Annotated in this window: 23 protein-coding genes; 9 read left to right on the plus strand and 14 right to left on the minus strand. The window is 66.5% G+C overall.

What is annotated here, in order from left to right; translation table 11 throughout:
- Positions 1–19 precede the first annotated feature (19 nt).
- On the minus strand, positions 20–691 hold the full coding sequence (locus ACLJPD_RS02720) for a TetR/AcrR family transcriptional regulator (RefSeq protein ID WP_410870097.1): 672 nt from the start codon (positions 689–691) through the stop codon (positions 20–22).
- 95 nt (positions 692–786) lie between these two features.
- Here ACLJPD_RS02720 and ACLJPD_RS02725 point away from each other — a divergent pair, with 95 nt between their 5' ends.
- The gene (locus ACLJPD_RS02725) at positions 787–2,079 is read left to right on the plus strand and encodes a lipase family protein (RefSeq protein WP_410870098.1); all 1,293 of its coding nucleotides are present in this window, start codon (positions 787–789) and stop codon (positions 2,077–2,079) included.
- Positions 2,073–3,626 (plus strand): AMP-binding protein, encoded by a 1,554-nt coding sequence (locus ACLJPD_RS02730; protein ID WP_410870099.1) that lies wholly within the window; start codon positions 2,073–2,075, stop codon positions 3,624–3,626. The genes ACLJPD_RS02725 and ACLJPD_RS02730 overlap by 7 nt, the downstream gene beginning before the upstream one ends.
- Before the next feature lie 80 nt (positions 3,627–3,706).
- On the opposite strand, the gene ACLJPD_RS02735 is transcribed toward ACLJPD_RS02730, so the two are convergent.
- Both ACLJPD_RS02735 and nrdF read right to left on the minus strand, forming a co-directional pair.
- Positions 3,707–4,864 (minus strand): epoxide hydrolase family protein, encoded by a 1,158-nt coding sequence (locus ACLJPD_RS02735; protein ID WP_410870100.1) that lies wholly within the window; start codon positions 4,862–4,864, stop codon positions 3,707–3,709.
- 85 nt (positions 4,865–4,949) lie between these two features.
- Positions 4,950–5,912 carry a class 1b ribonucleoside-diphosphate reductase subunit beta gene (gene nrdF / locus ACLJPD_RS02740; protein WP_056812336.1) on the minus strand — a complete coding sequence of 321 codons (963 nt, stop codon included), beginning with the start codon at positions 5,910–5,912 and terminating at the stop codon, positions 4,950–4,952.
- Positions 5,913–6,169: 257 nt separating this feature from the next.
- On the opposite strand from nrdF, the gene ACLJPD_RS02745 reads away from it, so the two are divergent.
- A complete protein-coding gene (locus tag ACLJPD_RS02745; protein ID WP_410870101.1) occupies positions 6,170–7,246 on the plus strand; it encodes a hypothetical protein in 1,077 nt (358 codons plus the stop codon).
- A 137-nt stretch (positions 7,247–7,383) separates the two neighbouring features.
- On the plus strand, positions 7,384–8,364 hold the full coding sequence (locus ACLJPD_RS02750) for a peptidase (protein WP_410870102.1): 981 nt from the start codon (positions 7,384–7,386) through the stop codon (positions 8,362–8,364).
- A gap of 36 nt (positions 8,365–8,400) precedes the next feature.
- Here ACLJPD_RS02750 and mgtE read toward each other — a convergent pair whose 3' ends face one another.
- Positions 8,401–9,852 (minus strand): magnesium transporter, encoded by a 1,452-nt coding sequence (gene mgtE, locus ACLJPD_RS02755; protein ID WP_410870103.1) that lies wholly within the window; start codon positions 9,850–9,852, stop codon positions 8,401–8,403.
- Between the two features lie 357 nt (positions 9,853–10,209).
- A complete protein-coding gene (locus tag ACLJPD_RS02760; RefSeq protein ID WP_410870104.1) occupies positions 10,210–10,785 on the minus strand; it encodes a TetR/AcrR family transcriptional regulator in 576 nt (191 codons plus the stop codon).
- An 80-nt stretch (positions 10,786–10,865) separates the two neighbouring features.
- Between ACLJPD_RS02760 and ACLJPD_RS02765 the strand changes: the two genes are divergently transcribed.
- A complete protein-coding gene (locus ACLJPD_RS02765; RefSeq protein ID WP_410870105.1) occupies positions 10,866–11,552 on the plus strand; it encodes a DUF899 family protein in 687 nt (228 codons plus the stop codon).
- A gap of 187 nt (positions 11,553–11,739) precedes the next feature.
- Complete coding sequence (locus tag ACLJPD_RS02770; protein WP_410870106.1) at positions 11,740–12,732, plus strand: LLM class F420-dependent oxidoreductase; 993 nt, start codon at positions 11,740–11,742, stop codon at positions 12,730–12,732.
- Between the two features lie 25 nt (positions 12,733–12,757).
- On the opposite strand, the gene ACLJPD_RS02775 is transcribed toward ACLJPD_RS02770, so the two are convergent.
- The 3 genes from ACLJPD_RS02775 to pnuC form a co-directional block, all read right to left on the minus strand.
- Positions 12,758–13,246 (minus strand): DUF3558 domain-containing protein, encoded by a 489-nt coding sequence (locus tag ACLJPD_RS02775; RefSeq protein ID WP_410870107.1) that lies wholly within the window; start codon positions 13,244–13,246, stop codon positions 12,758–12,760.
- Between the two features lie 148 nt (positions 13,247–13,394).
- Positions 13,395–14,459 (minus strand): AAA family ATPase, encoded by a 1,065-nt coding sequence (locus ACLJPD_RS02780; RefSeq protein WP_410870108.1) that lies wholly within the window; start codon positions 14,457–14,459, stop codon positions 13,395–13,397.
- Positions 14,456–15,103, minus strand: coding sequence for a nicotinamide riboside transporter PnuC (gene pnuC, locus ACLJPD_RS02785; protein ID WP_410870109.1), 648 nt, complete (start codon positions 15,101–15,103; stop codon positions 14,456–14,458). The genes ACLJPD_RS02780 and pnuC overlap by 4 nt, the downstream gene beginning before the upstream one ends.
- A 146-nt stretch (positions 15,104–15,249) precedes the next feature.
- On the opposite strand from pnuC, the gene ACLJPD_RS02790 reads away from it, so the two are divergent.
- Positions 15,250–15,681: a hypothetical protein gene (locus ACLJPD_RS02790; RefSeq protein ID WP_410870110.1), complete on the plus strand. Its 432-nt coding sequence runs from the start codon at positions 15,250–15,252 to the stop codon at positions 15,679–15,681.
- Between the two features lie 50 nt (positions 15,682–15,731).
- Here ACLJPD_RS02790 and nrdE read toward each other — a convergent pair whose 3' ends face one another.
- From nrdE to ACLJPD_RS02810, 4 genes are all read right to left on the minus strand, one after another.
- Positions 15,732–17,837 (minus strand): class 1b ribonucleoside-diphosphate reductase subunit alpha, encoded by a 2,106-nt coding sequence (gene nrdE, locus ACLJPD_RS02795; RefSeq protein ID WP_410871899.1) that lies wholly within the window; start codon positions 17,835–17,837, stop codon positions 15,732–15,734.
- A gap of 35 nt (positions 17,838–17,872) precedes the next feature.
- Positions 17,873–18,346 carry a class Ib ribonucleoside-diphosphate reductase assembly flavoprotein NrdI gene (gene nrdI / locus ACLJPD_RS02800; protein WP_410870111.1) on the minus strand — a complete coding sequence of 158 codons (474 nt, stop codon included), beginning with the start codon at positions 18,344–18,346 and terminating at the stop codon, positions 17,873–17,875.
- A gap of 30 nt (positions 18,347–18,376) precedes the next feature.
- Positions 18,377–18,610, minus strand: coding sequence for a glutaredoxin-like protein NrdH (nrdH, locus tag ACLJPD_RS02805; protein ID WP_410870112.1), 234 nt, complete (start codon positions 18,608–18,610; stop codon positions 18,377–18,379).
- 388 nt (positions 18,611–18,998) lie between these two features.
- Positions 18,999–19,568: an NAD(P)H-dependent oxidoreductase gene (locus tag ACLJPD_RS02810; protein WP_410870113.1), complete on the minus strand. Its 570-nt coding sequence runs from the start codon at positions 19,566–19,568 to the stop codon at positions 18,999–19,001.
- Positions 19,569–19,664: 96 nt separating this feature from the next.
- Between ACLJPD_RS02810 and ACLJPD_RS02815 the strand changes: the two genes are divergently transcribed.
- Together ACLJPD_RS02815 and nadE are read left to right on the plus strand one after the other, a co-directional pair.
- Complete coding sequence (locus ACLJPD_RS02815) at positions 19,665–20,312, plus strand: TetR/AcrR family transcriptional regulator (protein WP_410870114.1); 648 nt, start codon at positions 19,665–19,667, stop codon at positions 20,310–20,312.
- Positions 20,313–20,318: 6 nt separating this feature from the next.
- Complete coding sequence (nadE, locus tag ACLJPD_RS02820) at positions 20,319–21,143, plus strand: ammonia-dependent NAD(+) synthetase (RefSeq protein WP_410870115.1); 825 nt, start codon at positions 20,319–20,321, stop codon at positions 21,141–21,143.
- A gap of 7 nt (positions 21,144–21,150) precedes the next feature.
- Here nadE and ACLJPD_RS02825 read toward each other — a convergent pair whose 3' ends face one another.
- Positions 21,151–21,393, minus strand: a complete 243-nt coding sequence (locus ACLJPD_RS02825; protein WP_410870116.1) for a MoaD/ThiS family protein — start codon at positions 21,391–21,393, stop codon at positions 21,151–21,153.
- Positions 21,386–22,444, minus strand: a complete 1,059-nt coding sequence (moaA, locus tag ACLJPD_RS02830; RefSeq protein ID WP_410870117.1) for a GTP 3',8-cyclase MoaA — start codon at positions 22,442–22,444, stop codon at positions 21,386–21,388. The genes ACLJPD_RS02825 and moaA overlap by 8 nt, the downstream gene beginning before the upstream one ends.
- Between the last annotated feature and the right edge of the window lie 7 nt (positions 22,445–22,451).

Raw genomic sequence — 22,451 nt, forward strand, 5'->3', positions numbered from 1 at the left:
TTGTCGGATCGAATCAGGGTCAGCGCTCCGAAGCGGCGGCGGCCAAGCCCAGGTGCACGATCTTGATGAAAGCCGTGAGATCTCTGATCAGGACGTCGACTTCGCCCGTCGCGCCGGCCTCGGTGTGGAGCCAGTCGGCGACGGTTTCGAACAGGCCGCCGATCGCGGAGACGGCTAGTGCGGGTAGGTCGATGCCGATGCCCGCGGGGGGCACGAATTCATATTCGCGCCACAGGGTTTCGAGGAAATGCGCGGCCCAGCGTCGGTTGGTGCGGCGCTGCTGTTCGACCTTCGCCGAAATGCCGCTGGCCTCACCGAAAGTCACCTTCGCCACGCGTGGGTCGTCGACCATCGAGTGGGCGAAGGCGCCGAGGACGGCAGCGACCGCGGCGTCGCGGTCGCCGGTGGATTCGGCCAGCGCGGCGGCGACCATGTCCTGGGCGCGTTCGGTCTGCTGCTGCAGCAGCGCCAGGTAGCAGTCTTCTTTGCTGTCGAAAAGTTCGTAGAAGGCCTTGTTGCCGACGAAGGCGGTCTGGCAGATCTGCTCGATCGCGGTGTTGACGTAGCCGTCGGCGGCGATCAGGTCGAAGGCGGCGGCCAGGATCTGTTCACGTCTGCGCGCGCGGCGTTGTTCGGCGTCCAGGCCCTGGATGCGCCGGGAGCGGGCTTGGCTCTTGTCGGTCGACGTCACGCAGCTCAGCCTACAGATTGCCGAATATAAACAAGAACTCTTGTTCTCAACAAGGCATCATGCTGTAATCAGCATCACCTAGTGAAGGAGATGCCATGCAGCGCAGCACGGCCACCTGCCGGTCGCCCCGGCTCCAACGGCTCGGCGCCCGAGCCCTGCCCCTGCTCGCGATGACGGCGCTGGTAGCAGCGGGCCCGGCGGGCGCGCAGGACTTCGAACTGCCGCCCCTGCCGAACGAGGCGCAGGTGTATCCGGCGGTCGTGCCGATTCCCACCCCGCAGCACGACCCCTGGTACGCCGACCCGGCCGATCTGGCCGGCTACGCCAACGGCGATGTCATCCGCAGCCGGGTCGTGCAGACCCACGTCCTCGGAATTCCCGCCCCCGTACACACCACACAACTGCTGCTGCGCAGCTCCGACGTCCACGACAACCCGATCGCCACCGCGACCACCGTGCTGGTGCCGGGCATCCCGTGGCTTGGTCCCGGTGCGCGCCCGCTGATTTCGTATCAGGAGGCGATCGACAGCCTCGGCCAGCAGTGCAATCCGTCCTACACCCTGCGCGCGGGAATCCAGAAGGAAGTGGCAATCATGGGCCAGTTCCTCGCGGCGGGCGCGGCGGTGGTGGTCACCGATTTCGACGGCAAAGAGAACACGATCATGTCGCCCAGCGAGGGCCGGATGGTCCTTGACGGCATCCGCGCGGCCAAGCGCGGCGGGCTCGGGCTCGAGGCCGCACCGGTGGGCCTGTGGGGCTATTCCGGTGGCGGCAACGCCTCCGCATCGGCTGCCGAGCAGCGCCGCCACTACGCTCCCGAACTCGAGATCAAGGCCAGTGTGCAGGGCGGCATCCCGGGCGACAAGGTCGCGATCGCACCGTTCGCGATCTCGGGACAGCAGCCGCAGGCCAACTTCACCGGCTGGTTGGCCGTCCTCGGACTGGCCCGCGAGTACCCCGAGTTCGACGCCCAACTGCGGCAATACCTGACTCCGGAAGGCCACCGCGTGGTCGATGATCTGCGGGAACGCTGCCTCTACACCTCGGTGGCGACCACCCTGCTTCGCCCGATGACGGAGTACCTGACCGACCCCGCGGCCGCACTGGCCGCCGCGCTACCCGCCCTGTCCGCCGCGAGTTTCGGCAAGCCGGAGAACACCCCCGATATGCCGTTGCTGATGTGGCATTCGACCACCGACCAACTGCTGCCCGCCGAACTGGCGATCGACACGATCGCCGCCGACTACTGCGCGCGCGGGGTGGACATGCGGATGATCCGGGTGCCGTTCTCCGAGCACATCAGTGCCGAGATCGTTCCCGAACTCGGCACCGTCGCCTGGTTGCTCGCGGTGGCCGCGGGCGCCGATCCGGGGCCGCGGGTATGTTGAGCGCCGCCGCCACCTCGCTACGCCAGGTCCGCGCCCTGGCCCGGGCCGGGATCATCGATCCACGACACCCCGCGCAGATCATGCGCACCGCCCGCACCATGCGCGCGTTCGGTCCGATCGCCGGTGGGATCCGATCCTCGGCGCGGCGCACACCCGAGCGAGTCGCGCTGATCTGTGGTGACGAGCGGATCAGCTATCGAGAGCTCGACCGGCGCACCGACGCGCTCGCCGCCACCTGGCACGCCGAGGGCCTCGGCGCGGGCGACACGATCGGCGTGCTCTGCCCCGACGGGGTTCGGCTCGTCGAATCGATGGCTGCCACAGCGAAACTCGGCGCTCGCCTGGTGTTGCTCAATACCGGGTTCGGCGCGGCACAGCTGCGTGACGTGCTCGACCGTGAGGGAGTCGGCGCACTGGTTCTCGACCCGGCCTTCGCCGCGATGGCCGAGGGCCTTCCCGAGCGGATCAGTCTGCTGGACAACGAGATTCGCTCCACGGCCGCACCGATAGGCACGCCCGCACAGCAGGGTGGTTTCGTCCTGCTCACCGGCGGCACCACCGGAACCCCCAAGGGCGCTCCGCGGCGAGTCGAATCACCCTTGGCTGCCGCGCAATTCGTGGACCGAGTGCCCCTGCGACGCGGGCAGACGGTACTGCTGTGCGCACCGCTGTTCCACGGCACCGCGCTGTCCCAGTTCATCCTCTCGCTGAATCTGGGCTCGACGATCGTGCTGCACGGGCGGTTCGACGCGGCCCGCGCGCTCGCACAGATCGCCGAACATCGCGCCGATATGGTCGTGCTGATGCCGACCATGCTGCGTCGCGTTCTCGATCTCGACCCGAAGTTGTTGTCCGCCAACGACACCAGCTCCCTGCGGATCGTGTTCACCGCCGGGGCGGCGCTGCCCTCATCGTTGGGCACGAGGGCGATCCGCACCTTCGGTCCCGTGATCTACAACTTCTACGGCTGCACCGAAACCGGCACAGCCACCATCGCCACCCCGCAGGACTGGATCGCCGCACCGGGCACCGTCGGTAGAGCGCCGGTCGGGATCACCGTCGCGCTCTACGACAACGACGGCACCCGGATCACCGAGCCCGGCGCGGTGGGCACCGTCTACGTGGGCAACACCATCGCCTTCGACGGCTATTCCGGCGGCGGGTCCAAGCAGCTGCGCGGCGGTTTGATGAGCACCGGCGATCTCGGTCACTTCGATTCCGGCGGCAGGCTTTTCATCGACGGACGCGATGACGACATGATCGTGTCCGGCGGCGAGAACGTCTTCCCCGGCGAGATCGAGGACCTGCTCTACCGGCATCCGTCGATCACCGAAGCGGCCGTCATCGGTGTGCCCGACGAGGAATTCGGCCAGCGGCTCGCCGCATTCATCGTCCCCGTGGCCGAGTTGGACGCCGACACTGTCCGCACCTACGTGAAAACCCACCTCGCCCGTTTCAAAGCCCCACGCGACGTGGTGTTCGTCGACGAACTGCCGCGCACCCCCACCGGAAAGATCGACCGTCGCGGCCTGGCCGCGCTCGGCTGAGCGAACGCGGCGGCGCCGACGAGGGGTCGGCGCCGCCCGGCGACGAAGCTGCGGCGACCCCTCGCTACGGCCACCATGACTCAGCGCAGTCCGCGGAAGAACGTACGGATGTCGGCAACCAACAGGTCCGGTACCTCCAGCGCCGCGAAGTGGCCGCCCCGGTCGAACTCCGACCAGTGCACGATGTGTGCGCCTGCCTGCGCGTAGCGGCGGATCGCGACGTCCTCGGCGAAGACCGCGACCCCGGTCGGCGTGGTCGACGGCGTGCTGTGCCGCGACCGGGTGTAGGTGGCCTCGTAGTACAGGGCGGCCGATGAACCCGCGGTGCCGGTGAGCCAATAGAACATCACGTTGGTCAGCAACCGATCCCGATCCACCGCGGCCTCGGGCAGGTCGGCGGCCGGGAACGTCCACTCCTTGAACTTCTCCACGATCCACGCGAGCTGGCCGATCGGCGAATCGTGCAGGCCGTAGGCCAGTGTCTGTGGGCGCGACGCCTGGATCCGGAAGTAGCCGCTGCCCTCGCTCGTGAAGTGGGCGAGGCGGTCCAGCCGGATGAGTTCGGCGGCGGTCATGCTCGCCTTCTCCTCCTCCGAGACCGGGCCGAACGGGATGAACCCGAAGGTCGCCGCGTTGACGTGAACACCGATCACCTTGTCCCCGCCCGCGCGTCCCACTTCCGGGCTGACGAACGCTCCCCAGTCACCGCCCTGCGCGCCGTAGCTCTCGTAACCGAGCCTGCTCATCAACTCCACCCACGCCGCACCGATACGGGCCGGGTTCCACCCCTCCTCGATGACCGGCCCGGAAAAACCGAAGCCGGGCAGCGACGGGATCACCACGTGGAAGGCGTCGGCCGGATCGCCGCCGTGGGCCGCGGGGTCGGTGAGTGGGCCGATCACATCGAGGAATTCGACGACCGAGCCCGGCCAGCCGTGCGTCAGGATCAGCGGGGTGGCGTCGGGTTCGGCCGAACGGACATGCAGGAAATGGATGCGCTGGCCATCGATCTCGGTGACGAACTGCGCGAACTTGTTCAGCTCCGCCTCCGCCGCTCGCCAGTCGTAAGCGGTGCGCCAATATTCGGCCAGCTCACGCAGATACGCGACCGGCACACCACGACTCCATTCGGCGCCGGGTTGCTCGGCGGGCCACCGGGCGTCGCTCAGACGCGACCGCAGGTGTTCCAGATCGGACTGCGGAATCTCGAGGCGGAACGGGATGATCTCGTCACTCATCGGCACGACACTATGGCTACAGCAGGCCCGGCGACAGCGCAACGGCGGCGGAAAAGCTCCGCCGCCGTTGGTAAGTCGAGTTCGCTCAGAACTCCCAGTCTTCGTCCTCGGTGTTGATCGCCTTGCCGATGACGTAGCTCGAACCCGAACCCGAGAAGAAGTCGTGGTTCTCGTCGGCGTTGGGTGACAGCGCCGACAGGATCGCCGGGTTCACCTCGCACTCGTCCTTCGGGAACAGGCCCTCGTACCCGAGGTTCATCAGCGCCTTGTTGGCGTTGTAGCGCAGGAACTTCTTGACGTCCTCGGTGAGGCCGACCTCGTCGTAGAGGTCCTGGGTGTAGTCGACCTCGTTGTCGTAGAGCTCGAAGAGCAGCTCGAAGGTGTAGTTCTTGAGCTCGTCGCGCTCGGCCTGGGAGACCAGCTCGAGGCCCTTCTGGTACTTGTAGCCGATGTAGTACCCGTGCACGGCCTCGTCGCGAATGATCAGGCGGATCATGTCGGCGGTGTTGGTGAGCTTGGCCCGCGATGACCAGTGCATCGGCAGGTAGAAGCCGGAGTAGAACAGGAAGCTCTCCAGCAGCGTGGAGGCCACCTTGCGCTTGAGCGGATCGTCACCGTTGTAGTAGCCGAGGACGATCTCGGCCTTGCGCTGCAGGTTGCGGTTCTCCTCCGACCAGCGGAACGCCTCGTCGATCTCCTTGGTGGAGCACAGGGTGGAGAAGATGGAGCTGTAGCTCTTGGCGTGCACCGACTCCATGAACGCGATGTTGGTGTACACCGCCTGCTCGTGCGGGGTGATCGCGTCGGGGATCAGCGAGACCGCGCCGACGGTGCCCTGGATGGTGTCGAGCAGCGTCAGGCCGGTGAAGACCCGCATGGTGAGCTGCTTCTCGTCGGGCGTGAGGGTGTTCCACGACGGGATGTCGTTGGACACCGGGACCTTCTCTGGCAACCAGAAGTTGCCGGTCAGCCGATCCCAGACCTCGGCATCCTTCTCATCGGGTACCCGATTCCAATTGATGGCCGACGCCCGATCGATGAGCTTCATTCCGCCTCCACACCTTTCCGCCAGACCTGATGACCCGCACTCGCCGCCGTGCACGAGGCCCTTCACCCCGAACACTACTCGTAGTGGGTGACAACCTCGGGGAGCACTACAGCTTGTGTTGCGGCGCGCGGAATCCGACCCGACCGGCCGAACACCCACACCGCACACGCGGCCCCCATTGTGCGGCACGATCGCCGCCGCACCACCATCGCATCGCCAGTGATTCGCCACATGCGTGTGCGCACTCGGTTCTGCCGGTGAGCGGTGCCACTGCCGACGCGTCCGGCCCGGTGCGGGTCAGGGGTGGCAAATCCGGCACACTGGATCCGAAGCGGGTCACAGGAGCGGGAGTCGTCTCGCGCGAGGGGGATTTGTCGATGCTCGGCAAGGTGCGACAGCTGATCCTGCTCGGCACCGCGGTGCTGATGTTGGTCGCCTGCGGGAGCGAACCCGCACCGGACTCCATGCCGCGAGGCGGATTCTGGTCCACCGCAGCGGTTTCCGATCAGGACAGGATCGCTGTGCTGCGCAAGGTCAGGGCGATCGATGTGTGTGCGTTGCTGCCCCGCGCGGCACTGGGAGCCCTCGGGACCGTGCGCGATGTCGAGAACGTGCATCCGAACCAATGTCGGCTCAGTATCGCTGTCGAGGGTCATCTCACCGGGATCGACGCGACCTGGAGTACCGGGGTGATGTTCGAGGGTGAGCCGGGGATGGACGGGCCGGTGCAGGAGGAGTCGATGGGGGATGTGCGGGTGCTGTTCAATGACGAACCCGCGGCCTCGGCCGACCCGCAGGTGCGTGGGGCGTGTCAGGCGTGGGCGCGGTTCGTGGCGGGGGCAGATCTGTCGTTCAGCGTGCGGGCACCCCAGGATGCGTGCGCGTCGGCGAAGGCGCTGTTGCGGATCGCGTTGACCGAGTGGCGTAAGGAGCCGGCTCAGGGGACCTCGCCGGATTCGGATCGAGCCGTGATCACCGGGGCCGATCCGTGCGCGGTCGCGCCGTTGCTCGGTGTCCGCGTGCCCGCGGCCGATCAGGGTGTCACCACGTGCAGATTGAGCGTCGACGGGCGCGACGCGATCGTCACCTACGACTACAACGAGGAACGCTCCATCATCGACGACACCCCGGCATTCACCGTCGGCGCCCGCCAGGTGTACCGATTCGACACCGCCCAGGCCGGCCTGGCGTCGCTGTCGGCCGTCGTCGGTCCCGGGCTCGCACCGGGGCCGACCGACGCACTGCTCGGTCGACGCGTGCCGACCGTCTCGGTCACGGCCGACTCGACGATCGCGGAGAAGGTCATGCGCGAGACCTTGCCGCTGGTGCGCTGACACCGTGACCGCTGGTGCGGTGACGACAACGTTCTGAGAACGACCTCGCGCGATGTTTGCGCGAGGGTTGCCGCCGCGGGCAGACTCGGTGGTCGGGCGCGGGTCCGGGTCCGGATCGACCGAGGACAGGGGTGCGGATGTTTCGCAGGATGGCGCTGGCCGCTACCGCGTTGCTCGTGTGCGCCGGCTGCGGGAGTGACGACGCGGGCAGCCCACCTGATTACGGGACGTTGCCGTCACCGCCCGCACCGGTGATTCCCGCCCAGCCCGCCGAGTTCTGGTCGAAGGTCCCCCAGGATCAGAACCAGCGCGCCGAGGTGGCCCAGGCGACCCGTCAGGTCGACGTCTGCGCGCTGCTGCCGCGCGAAACCTTGGCGCAGTTCGGCGAGGTCAAGAGCGTGACCGTCGGCCTGGATTCGTGCCGGGCGATCATCGGCAGTGACAAAGCCGGTGAGGGCTCGACGCTGACCTGGCACGCCACCCTGCTGAGCTCCTTGTCCACCGGCGGCCGCGGCATCACGAGGCAGATCGGCGACACGAACGTTCGCACGGTCCCCGACCGGGATACCGGCGAACCACGCGCCTGCGGGGCGACCGCCCAGTTCCCGTCGAGCGCGGCCTTCTACCTCGGTCTGTCCACACCGGGCAAGAATCCGTGCACCGTCGCCGACGAACTGATGCCCGGCATGATCGACCGCTGGCGTCAGTCGCCGCCGCAGGGCACCTCCCCCGACACCACACCGACCGTGCTGCTCGGGGCCGACCCGTGCACCGTCCGCGCCAGACTGGCAGGCGCGGTGCCCGGCGACGAACAGCGACTCACCCAGTGCCTGTTCGGTTATCGCGGCGAGAAGATCACCGTGAGCTACGAATACCGCGTGCCCGACTACCTGGCCGCCAACAGCACCGAAGACCGCATCGACGGCCGCACCGTGCACCGCTCGGTCTCGGTGTACGACAGCTCGATCCCGATCTACACCGCGGCCGTCGGCCCGGAACTGCCCGCCGAATCCACCGCGTTCGGCAGGCGTATCCCAGTTGTCGAGGTGGTCGCCGCCACCGACGCCGTCGCCAAGGACGTCATGGCGCAGACGCTCACGCTCTTTCCGCAGCGTTAGATTCCCAGCACCAGCTTCAGACTCCCAGCACCAGCTTCAGATTCCCAGCACCAGCTTCGCGGTGGTGAAGTAGATGATCAGCCCGGTCGCATCGACCAGCGTGGTCACCATCGGCGCCGACACCACTGCGGGGTCGATGCGAAACTTCTTGGCCAGCAACGGCATCGTGCCGCCGATGGTCGCCGCCCAGCCACAGATGACCACCAGTGTGATGGCCACGACGACGGCGATCTTCGGCCCGACGAACACCGTGCCGATCAGCAGCCCGGCGGCGGCCAGCATGCTCCCGAGCACCAGCCCGACCCGGCATTCGCGCCAGATCACCTTGAACAGATCCGAGACGCGCACCTCGCCGACCGCCAGCGCGCGCACGCACGCCGTCGCCGCCTGCGCGCCCGCGTTGCCGCCCGCCCCGATCAGCAGCGGAATGAACAGCGCGAGGCTGGCGGCCTGCTCGAGGGTCGAGGCGAACATGTCGGTGACACTCACCGTCAGCGTGGCAGCGAACAGCAGCAGCGTCAGCCACAGCGCCCGGTAGCGCGCCAGCTGGAACACCTTGGCGGCCATGTAGTGGCCTTCCCACGGCGCCGAACCGGCCTGCTTGGCGACGTCCTCGCTGTCGGCGGCCTCGAGCACCTCCATCGCGTCATCGATGGTGAGCAGCCCGACCACCCGGTCCTCGCTGTCGACGACCACCAGGTTGATGAGGTTGGTGGAACTCATCAGCCGGGCGGCCTTCTCCGCGGCATCGGTGGCGCGCACGTACGGCGGTTCGGTGACGACCAGTTCGGACACCATCGCGTCCGGGGAATGCAGCACCAGTTCGCGCAGTTCGACGATGCCGGTGAGGCGCCGACCGCGATCGACCACGGGCAGCGTGTAGACCGTTTCGGCGTTGCCACCCTTGGCGCGCACACAACCCAGCGCCTGCGCGACGGTCAGATTGTCCGGCAGCGCAACGACTTCCGGCGTCATGTACAGCCCGACCGAGCCCTCGGGGTAGCCGAGCAGCGTGGCGGTCATCCGGCGCTCACGCGGGCTCAGCCCGGCCAGTACCTTCTTGGCGACCTTGGCGGGTGCCTCGTGCAGCATGCGGGCGCGGTCGTCGGGATCCATCGCCTCGACGAGATCGCGAAAGCTCTTCTCGCGCAGGCCCTGCAGGATCTGCTGCTGGTCGACCGGCTCGAGCTCTTCGAACACACTGAGCGCGCGCTCCTTGTCGAGCAGCCGGAACACGACACCGGCCTGCACGGCGTCCATGCGGGCCAGCGCGTCGGCGATGACGTGCGGCGGGCGGTTCTCGAGCCAGTCGAGACCACCGCAGGTGACCCGGTGGGTCGCGACGATATCGCGCACCGATTCGGACAGGATCTCCAGCGCCTCGGTCACCGCATGGTCTTCGACCGGTGTGCGGCGCGGCGAAACTGCTTCCGACGCAACGGGTTCGGTGGGTACGTGACGGGTTTCGATGAGATCGATGTTCGACATGGAGGAGTCCTCTGGCGTAACAACGCGCATCCGGGCGGCACAGCGACAGAATGCGAAATGAGTGGAACGGTGGCTGACGTTCACACCGCGTGGCGTCCACCGCCGGGCCCATCACGCACCAGCCGGACCTACCAGGTCAGCAAGATTTCAGTGCGAGGACGAAGGGGTGACGCCGCGCGGCCTTCGACTGGGGGGTTCGTTGCGCATCGCAACCCCACCTCCTCACAGTCGCCACGGATCGTCGCTCCGCGGATCACCTGGAGTACCCACTCGGGCACACCCTTCCACCAAGAGACTACATGCGGGGCGCGTTCGGTTCACCCCGATCTCGCGTACCACTGGTCACAGTGACACCACTCACACCGAGTGCGGGAGTCCGGCCACGACGGTGTCGACGGCCTGCTCCGCGAGCTGCCACAGCTCGGCGCGGTCCAGATGACGCAGCGGCCCGCGCAATGCCAGTTCCGCGAAGCCGTGCACGGTGGACCAGCAGCTCCAGGTCGCGCCCGGGCGCGCCGCCGGAGCGAGGTCGCCGACGTGCACCATCATGTCGAGCGCATCGGCGAGGGCGAGGTAGGCGGGCGAATCGACGACCGACTCGGGCGAGGTGTCACCGGCGCCGAAGAACGCGACCGCGAACCAGCCCGGTTCACCCAGCGCGAAGCCGATATAGCCGAGACCGACCGCCCGCAGGCTCGCCCGCGGTCCCGCCTGGACGCGCTCCATCCCCTCGGCCATTCTCGCTTCGATCGCCGCCGCGACCGCGCGCAACAGGGCTTGCCGGTCGGGAAAGTGCCGGTAGGCGGCGTTCGGCGTGACGCCGACCCGGCGGGTGACTTCGCGGATCGTCAGCGCGTCGGGTCCGCCGGCCCTGGTGAGTTCGAGCCCCGCCTCGACCAGAGCCGCCGCGAGGTCACCGTGGTGATAGGCCAACCCTTGTACTCCCTCTCCATGAAGTATACGGTGTGAACATATCAAATGTGCACACCGTACACATTGAAGGGTGGCCCATCATGACCGCATTGCCCACCGTCGTCGACCAGGACACCTGGCAGGCCGAACTCGATCAGCTCAGGATCCGGGAGAAGGCCGCGACCCGCGAACTCGACGCCGTCGCCGCCCAGCGCAGGCGCATGCCCGCCGTCCGCCTGCCCGACTACACGCTGAAAGCCGAAGACGGCAGCGATGTTTCGCTGGCCGAGATCTTCGACGGACATTCGCAGCTGATCACCTATCACCACATGTGGACGCCGGGGAACACCTGGCAGTGCCCCGGCTGTACCGGACTCACCGCGCAGTACGCGCGGCTGGATTTCCTCGATGGCTACGATGCGCGATTCGTCATCGTGACGCAGGGGCCGATAGCCGAGGTGCTCGCCTACAAGAAGCGCGTTGGCAACACGATGACCTGGTTTTCGACGGCCGACAGCCCGTTCGGCACCGACATGGGCGCGGCCCCCGACGCGGGCTTCGCCGTGAACACCTTCCTGCGCGACGGCGACACCGTCTACCGCAGCTGGCACACCGATGGCCGCGGCACCGAGCAACTCGCCTACAGCTTCGGCCTGATCGACGCGCTCCCTTACGGTCGCCAAGAGGAATGGCAGGACAGCCCCGAGGGCTGGCCCCAGTCCCCGACCTACAGCCGCTGGCCGAGCAGCAAGGACATCGCCGCCTCCTACGGCGACCCGACCGCCTGATCCAGATCGCCCGGAATCAGGTGCACGTCGAGCCGGTCGTTGACGATGTTCGGCAGATAAGGGCCGGTCCAGGGTTCAGCGCGGTGCGCGCGGAACAGTTGCCTGAGCGCGCAGAAGTGGAACAGTGGAGCGCGACAGCCGCGGCGTGTGGCGCCGCTCGAGTTCTACTCACACCAGGAGAAAACCTGTGCGCTTCGGCATCTTCGTTCCCCAGGGCTGGCGGCTCGATCTGGTCGGTATCGAACCGGCCGACCAGTGGTCGGTGATGCGCGAGCTGGCCCAACGGTTCGACGCGGGCTCCGAGTGGGAGTCGATCTGGGTCTACGACCACTTCCACACCACACCTGTTCCCACCGACGAGGCGACCCACGAGGCGTGGTCGTTGATGGCGGCGTTCGCGGCCACCACGTCCCGGGTGCGGCTGGGCCAGATGTGTACCGCCGTGAGCTACCGCAACCCCGCCTACCTCGCCAAGGTGGCCGCCACGGTCGACCTCATCTCGGGCGGTCGGGTGGAGATGGGCATCGGTGGCGGCTGGTACGAACACGAGTGGCGCGCATACGGTTACGGCTTCCCACCCGCGGGCGAACGTCTCGGTCGCCTCGACGAAGGCGTGCAGATCTTCCGCCAGGCCTGGCAGACCGGGCGCGCGACCCTGGACGGCCGGTACTACCAGGTCGACGACGCCATCGTGCACCCACGCCCGTTGCAGGAGAACGGCATTCCGATCTGGATCGCGGGCGGCGGCGAGAAGAAGACGCTGCGCATCGCGGCGAAGTACGCCGACTACACCAATTTCAGTGGCAACCCCGAAGAGTTCACCCGCAAGTCCGACATCCTGCGCCGACACTGCGACGAGGTCGGCACCGATTTCTCGGCGATCACCCGCAGCTCCAATTTCAACGCCATCGTCGGCACCACCGAAACCGAAGTGCAAGAACGACTCTCGACCGTCATCGACCGCTTCACCCCCTTTCTTGGCGCCGACGAGGCGAAAACCTATGTGCACGAACAATTCGCCACCAGCGCAGCCGTCGGCACCCCCGAACAGATCATCGAACGCCTGACGGAGGTCAAAGATCTCGGCCTCACCTACGCCATCCTCAACTTCCCCGAAGCCGCCTACGACACCTCCGGCATCGAACTCTTCGAACGCGAGGTGATCCCGGCACTGGGATAACCAACGCCGGGCGTGGGTTGTCGGCTTACGCGGGGAAGGTCGGAACGATCGATTCGCCCATGTGGCGCAGGGTGGCGCAAGGGTCGGCGGCCTGTTGGGCGAGACTGTTCACCACGACCATGCGGATCACGCCCTGGTCGGCGGAGAAGAGCACGTCGCAGGAGGTGGGGGCAGCGGCAGCGGCCAGGCGGCGGCCGGTGCGGCCTGCGACGGTGTAGTCGGTGAAAGCTGTTGTGCCTGACTCTTTTTCGAATTCGGCCAGGGTTCGTGAGGTCGAGAACACCTTCAGGTGGGCGGCGGCGCCGGTCCACTCGCAGGTCTGCCAGCCCGCGGACGGGGCACCGGCGGCGATCTTCGTCGCGGGGTCGACGCCGGCCTTCTGCAGCGCGTCCACGGCAACCCCGGTGCACGGCTCGAACAGCACCTTCGCTTCCGCGGGCTCGTCGCTCGAACATCCGACGAGCGCCGCGAGCGCCAATCCCCCGGCCGCTACCGTCATGAGCGCGCGCTTCATCCGTTCCCTCTCACCGTGCATCGCAAAACGCGGCCACGTTAACAAGGTGCGCGACTGTCGCGGGCCGCCGTCGGCCAAGACTTGTGCCGATCACCACGAGCACGCACCTCGGCTGTGACGCACCCGCATCCGTGTACCGGGCGGCGGACTAAGTGCACGCCCGTTCACTTGTGACACGCTCCGGCATCGGGTCCGCGATGGCCCAACCTTCGGCCAGCAGCGTGTCGACAGCGGCGACCGCGGTGGCGAGACGCTGCTCGTGCGGACCGGTCAGCATCGTGAACGGCCGTCCGGTTCGGGCGAGTTCGTCGCTGAAGCGGTCGGTCATCCACGGCCGCAGATGCTCGCCGTCGCGGAGACCGTCGTCTTCGAACGGGACGCCGACATGATCGGTGAGCAGCCACAGATGCTGGCGGTGCTCGGCGACGATGCGGGGATGGGCGTGACCGAGATAGCGCTCGTGCCAGATGGTGGTGGCGAAAGCATCGGTATCGCAGATCAGTACCGGGCCGGTGTCGCGGGCCGCGCGATCCTCGGCCGCCTGCTGATACGCGGCGATCAGCGGGAATTCCGGCGACGTGAACTCGACGTCGGACCAGTGCCCGGCCGGACCCAGCGCGGCCAGCTTTTGTTCGCTGTATTCGCGGCCGTACTCGGGGACGTAACCGGCGCCGTAGTGCTCGGCGAGCGCTCGGGCGACGGTCGTCGTCCCGGTCGACTCCGCACCGAGCACCACCACCCGCTTGGTCATGGCGGCGCGGACCGGCGGGGACAGGAAGTTCCAGTGCGCGAGCGGATTTCGGCGGATCTCGGTCGCCGAGATCGGATGGCGCAGTCGCCTCGGATCGACGCAGATCGCGTCGGCGCCGAAGCGCCTGCCCAGCTCCTCGCCGTAGGCCTCCGAGGTGAAGACCGCGTCGACGGGGTCAGCAATAGCAGCGAAGAACACCGCCATGTGCGCATCCCAGATGGCAGGATCGGTGATGTCCATCGGTACGTCGTCAACCGCGCCGACTACGGAAATCTCGGGCTCCGAATGTATTTCGCGCATCCAGGCCACGCGGTCGGCGAGTGGGATCGACTCCACCGACGAGGCGCAGACCAGCACCGTCAGCCGGTCACAGCGGGCGGCGGCAGTGCGAATCAGGTGGTGATGACCCGCATGCGGCGGATAGAACTTGCCGAGCACCAGCCCGTGCCCATATCGGGTCATGCCGCGACCACCACCTGCTCCTCGACAACATCGCGCCGCCAAGCGATCAACCCACGCACGCACAGCGCGAGGAATCCGACATACAACAGCGCTGTCAGGAACAGCTCCTTGTGGGCATAGAGCGGGATGTAGACGATGTCGGCCGCGATCCACAACCACCACGATTCCAGTCGTTTGCGGCACTGCCCGTAGGTCGCCATCAGCGACAACGCGGTGGTCAGCGCGTCGAAGAACGGCACGGTGGACTCGGTGGCGGTGTCGAGCAGCACGGTGATCGCGGCGGTGCCGAGCACCCCGCAGGTCGCGAGCACCATCCATTCGACCCGCGTCGTGCGACGGACGGGCAGCGGCTGCGTGTGCGTGTGCGAAGACCCGTGCACCCACGTCCACCACCCGTACCCGGCCAGCGCGATGAACACCACCTGCAATCCCGCATCGGCGAAAAGCCCGGCCTGGGTGAACAACAGAATGAAGAACACATTGTTGGCGATGCCGATCGGCCAGTTCGCGATGTGCTGGCGCGCGACCAACCACACGCACAGCGCACCACTACCGAACCCGAGCACCTCGGTCCAACTCACCGCCGTTCCGAGCAGCGTGAACAACGGCTGCTGCAGCGTCGCAACGAGATCCAGCACGTTCATGTTCCCGCCTTCAATATTAGTCGAATTGACCATAACCTAGGACGAGGGTGGCCGCAAGGCTCGTTCGAGGTCGTCGAGAGTCACTGATCAGGTCGGCAAGGTCAGCAGCGGGTTCTTGTTAAGCGGTGTCGAGCACGCTGAGCCACATGAGCCACGCAGCACCGCCGAGGTACAGCGGATACGAGCGCGACGCGGTCCGCCGACCGGCCCCCGACACACGGGAACGCACGCGCGCGAAGGACGAATTCCCGCTCACCGCACGCACTTCCAGCGGTGACGAGACCGGGGTGGTTCCCGCCTTTCTCATCGACATGACACTGCACGCCGCGATCGGCGCCACCGCCTGGTACCTCGCCTCCGGCACGACGGCCGTCCTGTACGGCATCCTCGCCTGGCTCGGCGCGTCCTTTCTGCACCGCACGATCATCCAGAACCTCACCCGCACGACAATCGGCAAATGCCGGTACGGGCTCCGGCTGCGCTACGCCGACGGCACCTACCCGTCGACCTGGCAGCTGACCGGCCAGTGGTTCCGAGGCGGGTGGTCCTGCTTCGACCTCTTCAGCGTTGCCCCCTGACGCGAAAAGGGCGGTCTCCCAGGGAGACCGCCCTTTGTCGTCAGCTCAGCTCACAACATGCAGCTGACGCAGCCCTCCACTTCGGTCCCCTCGAGGGCCATCTGGCGCAGGCGGATGTAGTAGAGCGTCTTGATGCCCTTGCGCCAAGCGTAGATCTGAGCCTTGTTGATATCGCGGGTGGTGGCGGTGTCCTTGAAGAACAGGGTCAGCGACAGGCCCTGGTCCACGTGCTGGGTGGCCGCGGCGTAGGTGTCGATGATCTTCTCGTAGCCGATTTCGTAGGCGTCGTCGTAGTACTCGAGATTGTCGTTGTCCAGGTAAGGGGCCGGGTAGTAGACGCGGCCGATCTTGCCTTCCTTGCGGATCTCGATCTTCGACGCCACCGGGTGGATCGAGCTGGTGGAGTGGTTGATGTAGGAGATCGAACCGGTCGGCGGGACGGCCTGCAGGTTCTGGTTGTAGATGCCGAACTCCTGCACCGAGGCCTTGAGCAGACGCCAGTCGTCCTGGGTGGGGATGCGCACGCCCGCGTCGGCGAACATCGCGATCACCTTGTCGGTCTTGGGAACCCAGGCCTGCTCGGTGTACTTGTCGAAGTATTCGCCGCTGGCGTACTTGGAGTCGGCGAACCCACCGAAGGCGGTGCCGCGCTCCTTGGCGATCAGGTTCGACGACCGAATCGCGTGGTAGACAACGGTATAGAAGTAGATGTTGGTGAAGTCGATACCTTCTTCGGAGCCGTAGTGCACTCGCTCACGCGCCAGGTACCCGTGCAGGTTCATCTGCCCGAGGCCGATGGCGTGAGACTCGTTGTTGCCCTGCTCGATCGAGGGCACCGAGAAGATGTGCGTCTGATCCGAGACAGCGGTGAGCGCGCGGATCGAGGTCTCGATGGTCTGACCGAAGTCGGGCGAGTCCATCGCCTTGGCGATGTTGAGCGAACCCAGGTTGCACGAGATGTCCTTGCCCACCTTGGAATACGACAGATCGTCGTTGAACTCCGACGGGGTGGAGACCTGCAGGATCTCCGAGCACAGATTCGAGTGGGTGATCTTGCCCTTGATCGGGTTGGCCCGATTCACCGTGTCCTCGAACATGACGTAGGGGTAGCCCGACTCGAACTGCAGCTCGGCGATGGTCTGGAAGAACTCACGCGCCTTGATCTTCGACTTGCGGATGCGCTTGTCGTCGACCATCTCGTAGTACTTCTCGGTGACGTTCACATCGGCGAACGGCACACCGTAGATGCGCTCGACGTCATACGGCGAGAACAGGTACATGTCCTCGTTCTTCTTCGCCAGCTCGAAGGTGATGTCGGGGATAACCACACCCAAAGACAGTGTCTTGATGCGGATCTTCTCGTCCGCGTTCTCGCGCTTGGTGTCGAGGAAGCGGTAGATGTCGGGGTGGTGGGCGTGCAGGTACACCGCGCCCGCGCCCTGCCGCGCACCCAGCTGATTCGCGTAGGAGAACGAGTCCTCGAGCAGCTTCATGATCGGGATGACACCCGAGCTCTGGTTCTCGATCTTCTTGATCGGGGCGCCGTGCTCACGAATGTTGCTGAGCAGCAACGCGACACCGCCGCCGCGCTTGGACAGCTGCAGCGCGGAGTTGATGGAGCGCCCGATGGACTCCATGTTGTCCTCGATGCGCAGCAGGAAGCAGGACACCGGCTCGCCGCGCTGCTTCTTGCCGGAGTTCAGAAACGTCGGAGTCGCCGGCTGGAAGCGGCCGTCGATGATCTCGTCGACGAGGTTGCTCGCGAGCACCTCGTCGCCCGCCGCCAACGTGAGCGCGACCATGCAGACGCGGTCTTCGAACCGCTCCAGGTAGCGCTTACCGTCGAAGGTCTTCAGCGTGTACGAGGTGTAGTACTTGAACGCGCCGAGGAAGGTCGGGAACCGGAACTTCTTGGCGTAGGCCTGCTGGAACAACTTCTTGACGAAGGGGCGACCGTACTGGTCGAGCACCTCGGACTCGTAGTAGTTCTCCTTGACCAGGTAGTCCAGCTTCTCGTCCAGGTTGTGGAAGAAGACGGTGTTCTGGTTGACGTGCTGCAGGAAGTACTGGTGTGCGGCCTCGCGATCCTTGTCGAACTGGATCTCGCCGTTGGGGCCGTACAGGTTCAGCATGGCGTTGAGAGAGTGGTAGTCCATCACCTCGCCGGTCTCGCCGCGCACCGCCGACTGCTCTAGGCGTGCTGACTTGCCTGCCGGTGCTGTGGTTGCTGTTGCCAAAACAATCCCAATCCCTCTCGGACGCGCGCGACGTCCTCAGCGTTTCCCATGAGTTCGAAGCGATACAGATACGGCACCCCGCATTTTTGCGAGATGATGTCTCCTGCAACGCAATAGGTATCGCCGAAGTTCGTGTTTCCGGCCGCGATCACGCCGCGCAGCAGCGCGCGGTTGTGTGGGTCGTTGAGGAACTTGGCGACTTGCCGCGGAACGAGGTCCTTGTCGGGACGCTGTCCGCCCATGACGTGGCGACCACCACCATAGGTGGGGGTGATCAGCACGTAGGGTTCGTCGATCCGCGGCGATTCAGCGGTGGTGTGTAGTGGAAGTCGAGTTGCCGGGAGACCGAGCTTCTCGACGAAACGATGGGTGTTCTCCGAAGCGCTGGAGAAGTAGACCAGCCCGCCCGGAGTCATCTGCTCGGGCATGGCGCCTCCTTACCGGCGAACCGGCGCGAGCTAGGCAGCCGCGACGGCGAGTGACTTGATGCGATCGGGACGGAAGCCCGACCAGTGATCCTCACCCGCGACGACGACCGGCGCCTGCAGGTAGCCCAGCGCCATGACGTAGTCGCGCGCCTCGTCGTTCTCAGAGATGTCGATGACGTCGTAGTCCACGCCGACCTTGTCGAGAGCCTTGTAGGTGGCGTTGCACTGCACGCAAGCGGGCTTGGTGTACACGGTGATGGTCATGATGGAAGTCCCTCTCTCCTATGCCTGATCCACAGCCTGTGATCCGTATGCAATGCACGAACGGGTGATGCTGCGCAAACTCCTGGATCTGGCGGAGAAAGCCCTGCTCGCAACCCCTTCCCTTGGGCCCGATCAGTGGTGCTCCACACCGTCTTCCAGTACGACAGACACTACACCTAGTGTCCGACAGATGGGAACAACACAAGGTGTTGCGAGTCGCACGGATGTAATTCCCACGCGGTAAGTCCCAGGACCGGTGCCCGGCCAGCAGGGAAAACGGTGGTTCAGATCACAATTTCATCTACCGGCGAGTCTTCAGCAAACTCCGGGGACAGCGAAAGGGGCGTCGCAACCGCGATGGATGCGACGCCCCTGCCGAACGCCTAGCTTACGCCGAAATCAGGGTGCCGTTCACCGCGGCGACCAACTGGTGGACCGTCGCGCCGAGCTGGGTCAGCGCTTCGGCGTCCTCTGCCGGATGAGCCTGCGCGAAACGCTCGCCGATGGTCGCGAACTGCGCGTGCGCCGACTCGACGACGACGCCGCCCGCCACGCCGACGGACTTGACAGTGTCACCGTGCGCCCACGCCGCGGCGTTCGGGCTGATCGACGCGCTCACGACGGCCACCGGCTTGCCCTTGATCGCACCGGCGCCGTACGGACGCGAGGCCCAGTCGATGGCGTTCTTCAGTACGGCGGGCAGGGTGCCGTTGTATTCGGGGGTGACCAGCAGGACGGCGTCGGCCGCGGCGACGGCGGCACGCAGCGCCTCGGCCTGCGCGGGTACCGCATCGGGCACATCCAGGTCTTCGTTGTAGAACGGGATCTCACCGAGACCCTCGTAGATGGTGACGTCGACGTCGGCGGGCGCGGTCTGCACCGCGGCCTCGGCCAGCCGGCGATTGATGGAGCCCGCGCGCAGGCTGCCGACGAGAGTAAGGATGCGGGTCTCGCTCATGGCGACTCCTGGTGTACTCAGTGGAATGATCAAGGTTTCACCCGACATTAACCGGACCCCGGTCCGAATACTTCCCGCGGAGGACGTGTGAGTGGCGTGAGCTATGGCACAGCCAGGTCGGACGAGCCGTCCCTGCTGGGGATCGGACGGCCGCTGCCCGGCAGTGCGGAGCCCGTCGAACGTGCCGACGCCGCCCGCAACCGCGCACTGCTGCTCGACGCCGCCCAGCAGTTGGTGCGCGAGCACGGCGTCGACGGACTCACGATGGACGCCCTCGCCAAGCGGGCAGGCGTCGGCAAGGGCACGGTCTTTCGCCGGTTCGGCAATCGGACCGGACTGATGCTGGCGCTGCTGGATCATTCCGAACAGAAGTTCCAAGCCGCGTTCATGTTCGGGCCCGCGCCGCTGGGGCCCGAGGCGGGCCCGGTCGAACGGCTGATCGCGTTCGGGCGGACCCGGCTGCTCGATATCGAGGTCGAGGGCGATCTGCACCAGGCCGCGGAGAAGAACGGGCGTTTCGACGGCGGACCGTACAACTTGCACAAAGCGCACGTCATGCTGCTGCTGCGTGCGGCAGGCGTCGATGGTGAGGTTCCGCTGATCGCCGACACGCTGCTGTCCACGTTGTCGGCGGCGCTGATCATCCACCAGGTCGAGGTGCTCGGCTACACCCGCGAACAGATCGGTGACAACTGGGAATGGTTCGTTCGCCGCGTCATTTCGCCTGCACCCCAAGTAGAGTGAGACGGCATGGGGACACTGCGTGAACAGATCATTGCCGAGTTGGGTGTGCTGCCCGAGATCGAGCCGAAGCAGGAGGTCCGGCAGCGCGTCGACTTCCTGAAGGACTACCTGGCCACCACCCCGGCGCAGGGTTTCGCCCTCGGGATCAGCGGTGGGCAGGACAGCGCGCTGGCCGGTCGGCTGTGCCAGCTGGCCGTCGAGGAGCTGCGCGCCGACGGTGTCGAGGCGAAATTCCTCGCGGTGCGGCTGCCCTACGGCGTGCAGGCCGACGAGCACGACGCGCAGACCGCGCTGAACTTCGTCGACCCCGATCGCACGGTCGTGGTGAACATTCGCCCCAGCGCCGACGCGATCGGCATCGAGGTCGCCGGCGCACTGGATCACGAGCGGTTACGCGACTTCGTGCGCGGCAACATCAAGGCGCGCGAGCGGATGGTCGCCCAGTACGCCCTCGCGGGCCAGGAAAGCCTGCTCGTGGTCGGCACCGATCACGCGGCCGAAGCGGTCACCGGGTTCTTCACCAAGTTCGGCGACGGCGGTGTCGACCTGACCCCCCTCACCGGTCTCACCAAGCGCCAGGGTGCGGCCCTGCTGCAAGAACTCGGCGCCCCCGCGAGCATCTGGTCCAAGGTCCCCACCGCCGACCTCGAGGACGATCGCCCCGCCCTGGCCGACGAGGACGCACTCGGCCTGCGCTACTCCGAGATCGACGACTACCTCGAAGGCAAGGACGTCACTCCCGAGGTGGCGACCCGTCTCGAAACGATCTTCACCAACACCCGCCACAAGCGCACGGTCCCGGTAACCCCCCTCGACACCTGGTGGCGCTAGTGCAAGGCTAGCCGCCGGCGAAGGGGGGTAGGACGTCCACTCGGTCGCGGAGCATGGCCGAGGGGTCGCGGGTGAGTTCGTCGCCGATGAGGAAAGCGCACACACCGACGAGGCTGTCGATGTCGGAGCCGTAGGTGGCGGCGAGGGTGGCGCGCAGGTCGGCGACGGTGGCGCCTGCGGGAAGGTCGAGGGATTCGGTGTTCTTGCCGACCGCGTCGGCGATCGCGGCGAAATAGCGGACCTCAACCACCGATGGCTCCCATCGTGCGTTCCGGGGGGACGAAACCGGCGGCGTCGATACCGTGACCGGCCCATTTCTGCCACATCGCACCGCGCCACAGCTCGGCGACCTCGTCGTCGTCGGCGCCTGCCCGCAACACGTTGCGCACGTCGAACTCCTGATCGCTGAACAGGCACGAGCGCAGCATGCCGTCGGCGGTGAGCCGGGTGCGGTCGCAGCTGTCACAGAACTTGCGGGTGACCGTGGCGATGATGCCGACGGTCGCAGGCCCGCCGTCGACCAGCCATTTCTCGGCGGGGGCCGAGGGATCGGCGCGGGCGGTGGGGGTCAGGGTGAAGCGTTCGCCGAGGACGTCGAGGAGATCGGCGGCCGTCACCATGTGATCGCGGGCCCACTCGTGGTCGGCATCGAGTGGCATTTCCTCGATGAATCGCAGTTCACACTCTTCGGCCAGGCACCACGCGAGCAGGTCGGCCGCGCCCGCCAGGTTGTGCCGCATCAGCACGGCGTTGACCTTCACCGGCGCCATCCCCGCGTCACGCGCGGCTCGGATGCCGCTGAGTACCGACTCCAGCCGGTCACGGCGGGTGAGGCGGGTGAAATCAGCCCGGTCGACGGTGTCGAGGGACACATTGACCCTGGTCAGACCGGCCGCGGCCAGCTTGTGGATGCGGTGCTCCAGACCCACCCCATTGGTGGTCATGGCCAGCGGTGTGCCGGGCACCGCCGCGTGACAGCCCGCGATGATCTGTTCCAGCTCCCGGCGCATCAGTGGTTCGCCGCCGGTGAACCGCACTTCCCGCACGCCCAACTCGCGCACCGCGAGGGAGACCAGGCGCACGATCTCGTCGGCGGTGAGCAGTTCCTCGCGCGGGATCGGCGGCAGGCCTTCTTCGGGCATGCAATAGGTGCAGCGCAGCGAGCATTTCTCGGTGATGGATACCCGCAGGTCGCGGGCGATCCGGCCGAAGCGGTCGACGAGGAACGGCGTCTCGGGCCTGCCGTCGAGAGACGGCCGCTCCGATCGCACGGCGGGTATCCCCATCTGGACCAGCGTCATCTCTACA

It is taken from the genome of Nocardia sp. A7, from assembly GCF_046549215.1.
Taxonomy (GTDB): domain Bacteria; phylum Actinomycetota; class Actinomycetes; order Mycobacteriales; family Mycobacteriaceae; genus Nocardia.

Excerpts from the sequence above, each read along its gene's own strand:
- ACLJPD_RS02725 (WP_410870098.1), top strand. The coding sequence starts at position 787 with ATGCAGCGCAGCACGGCCACCTGCCGGTCGCCCCGGCTCCAACGGCTC.
- ACLJPD_RS02730 (WP_410870099.1), top strand. The coding sequence starts at position 2,073 with ATGTTGAGCGCCGCCGCCACCTCGCTACGCCAGGTCCGCGCCCTGGCC.
- ACLJPD_RS02735 (WP_410870100.1), bottom strand. The coding sequence starts at position 4,864 with ATGAGTGACGAGATCATCCCGTTCCGCCTCGAGATTCCGCAGTCCGAT.
- nrdF (WP_056812336.1), bottom strand. The coding sequence starts at position 5,912 with ATGAAGCTCATCGATCGGGCGTCGGCCATCAATTGGAATCGGGTACCC.
- ACLJPD_RS02750 (WP_410870102.1), top strand. The coding sequence starts at position 7,384 with ATGTTTCGCAGGATGGCGCTGGCCGCTACCGCGTTGCTCGTGTGCGCC.
- mgtE (WP_410870103.1), bottom strand. The coding sequence starts at position 9,852 with ATGTCGAACATCGATCTCATCGAAACCCGTCACGTACCCACCGAACCC.
- ACLJPD_RS02765 (WP_410870105.1), top strand. The coding sequence starts at position 10,866 with ATGACCGCATTGCCCACCGTCGTCGACCAGGACACCTGGCAGGCCGAA.
- ACLJPD_RS02775 (WP_410870107.1), bottom strand. The coding sequence starts at position 13,246 with ATGAAGCGCGCGCTCATGACGGTAGCGGCCGGGGGATTGGCGCTCGCG.
- ACLJPD_RS02780 (WP_410870108.1), bottom strand. The coding sequence starts at position 14,459 with ATGACCCGATATGGGCACGGGCTGGTGCTCGGCAAGTTCTATCCGCCG.
- pnuC (WP_410870109.1), bottom strand. The coding sequence starts at position 15,103 with ATGAACGTGCTGGATCTCGTTGCGACGCTGCAGCAGCCGTTGTTCACG.
- ACLJPD_RS02790 (WP_410870110.1), top strand. The coding sequence starts at position 15,250 with ATGAGCCACGCAGCACCGCCGAGGTACAGCGGATACGAGCGCGACGCG.
- nrdE (WP_410871899.1), bottom strand. The coding sequence starts at position 17,837 with ATGGACTACCACTCTCTCAACGCCATGCTGAACCTGTACGGCCCCAAC.
- nrdI (WP_410870111.1), bottom strand. The coding sequence starts at position 18,346 with ATGCCCGAGCAGATGACTCCGGGCGGGCTGGTCTACTTCTCCAGCGCT.
- nrdH (WP_410870112.1), bottom strand. The coding sequence starts at position 18,610 with ATGACCATCACCGTGTACACCAAGCCCGCTTGCGTGCAGTGCAACGCC.
- ACLJPD_RS02810 (WP_410870113.1), bottom strand. The coding sequence starts at position 19,568 with ATGAGCGAGACCCGCATCCTTACTCTCGTCGGCAGCCTGCGCGCGGGC.
- nadE (WP_410870115.1), top strand. The coding sequence starts at position 20,319 with ATGGGGACACTGCGTGAACAGATCATTGCCGAGTTGGGTGTGCTGCCC.
- moaA (WP_410870117.1), bottom strand. The coding sequence starts at position 22,444 with ATGACGCTGGTCCAGATGGGGATACCCGCCGTGCGATCGGAGCGGCCG.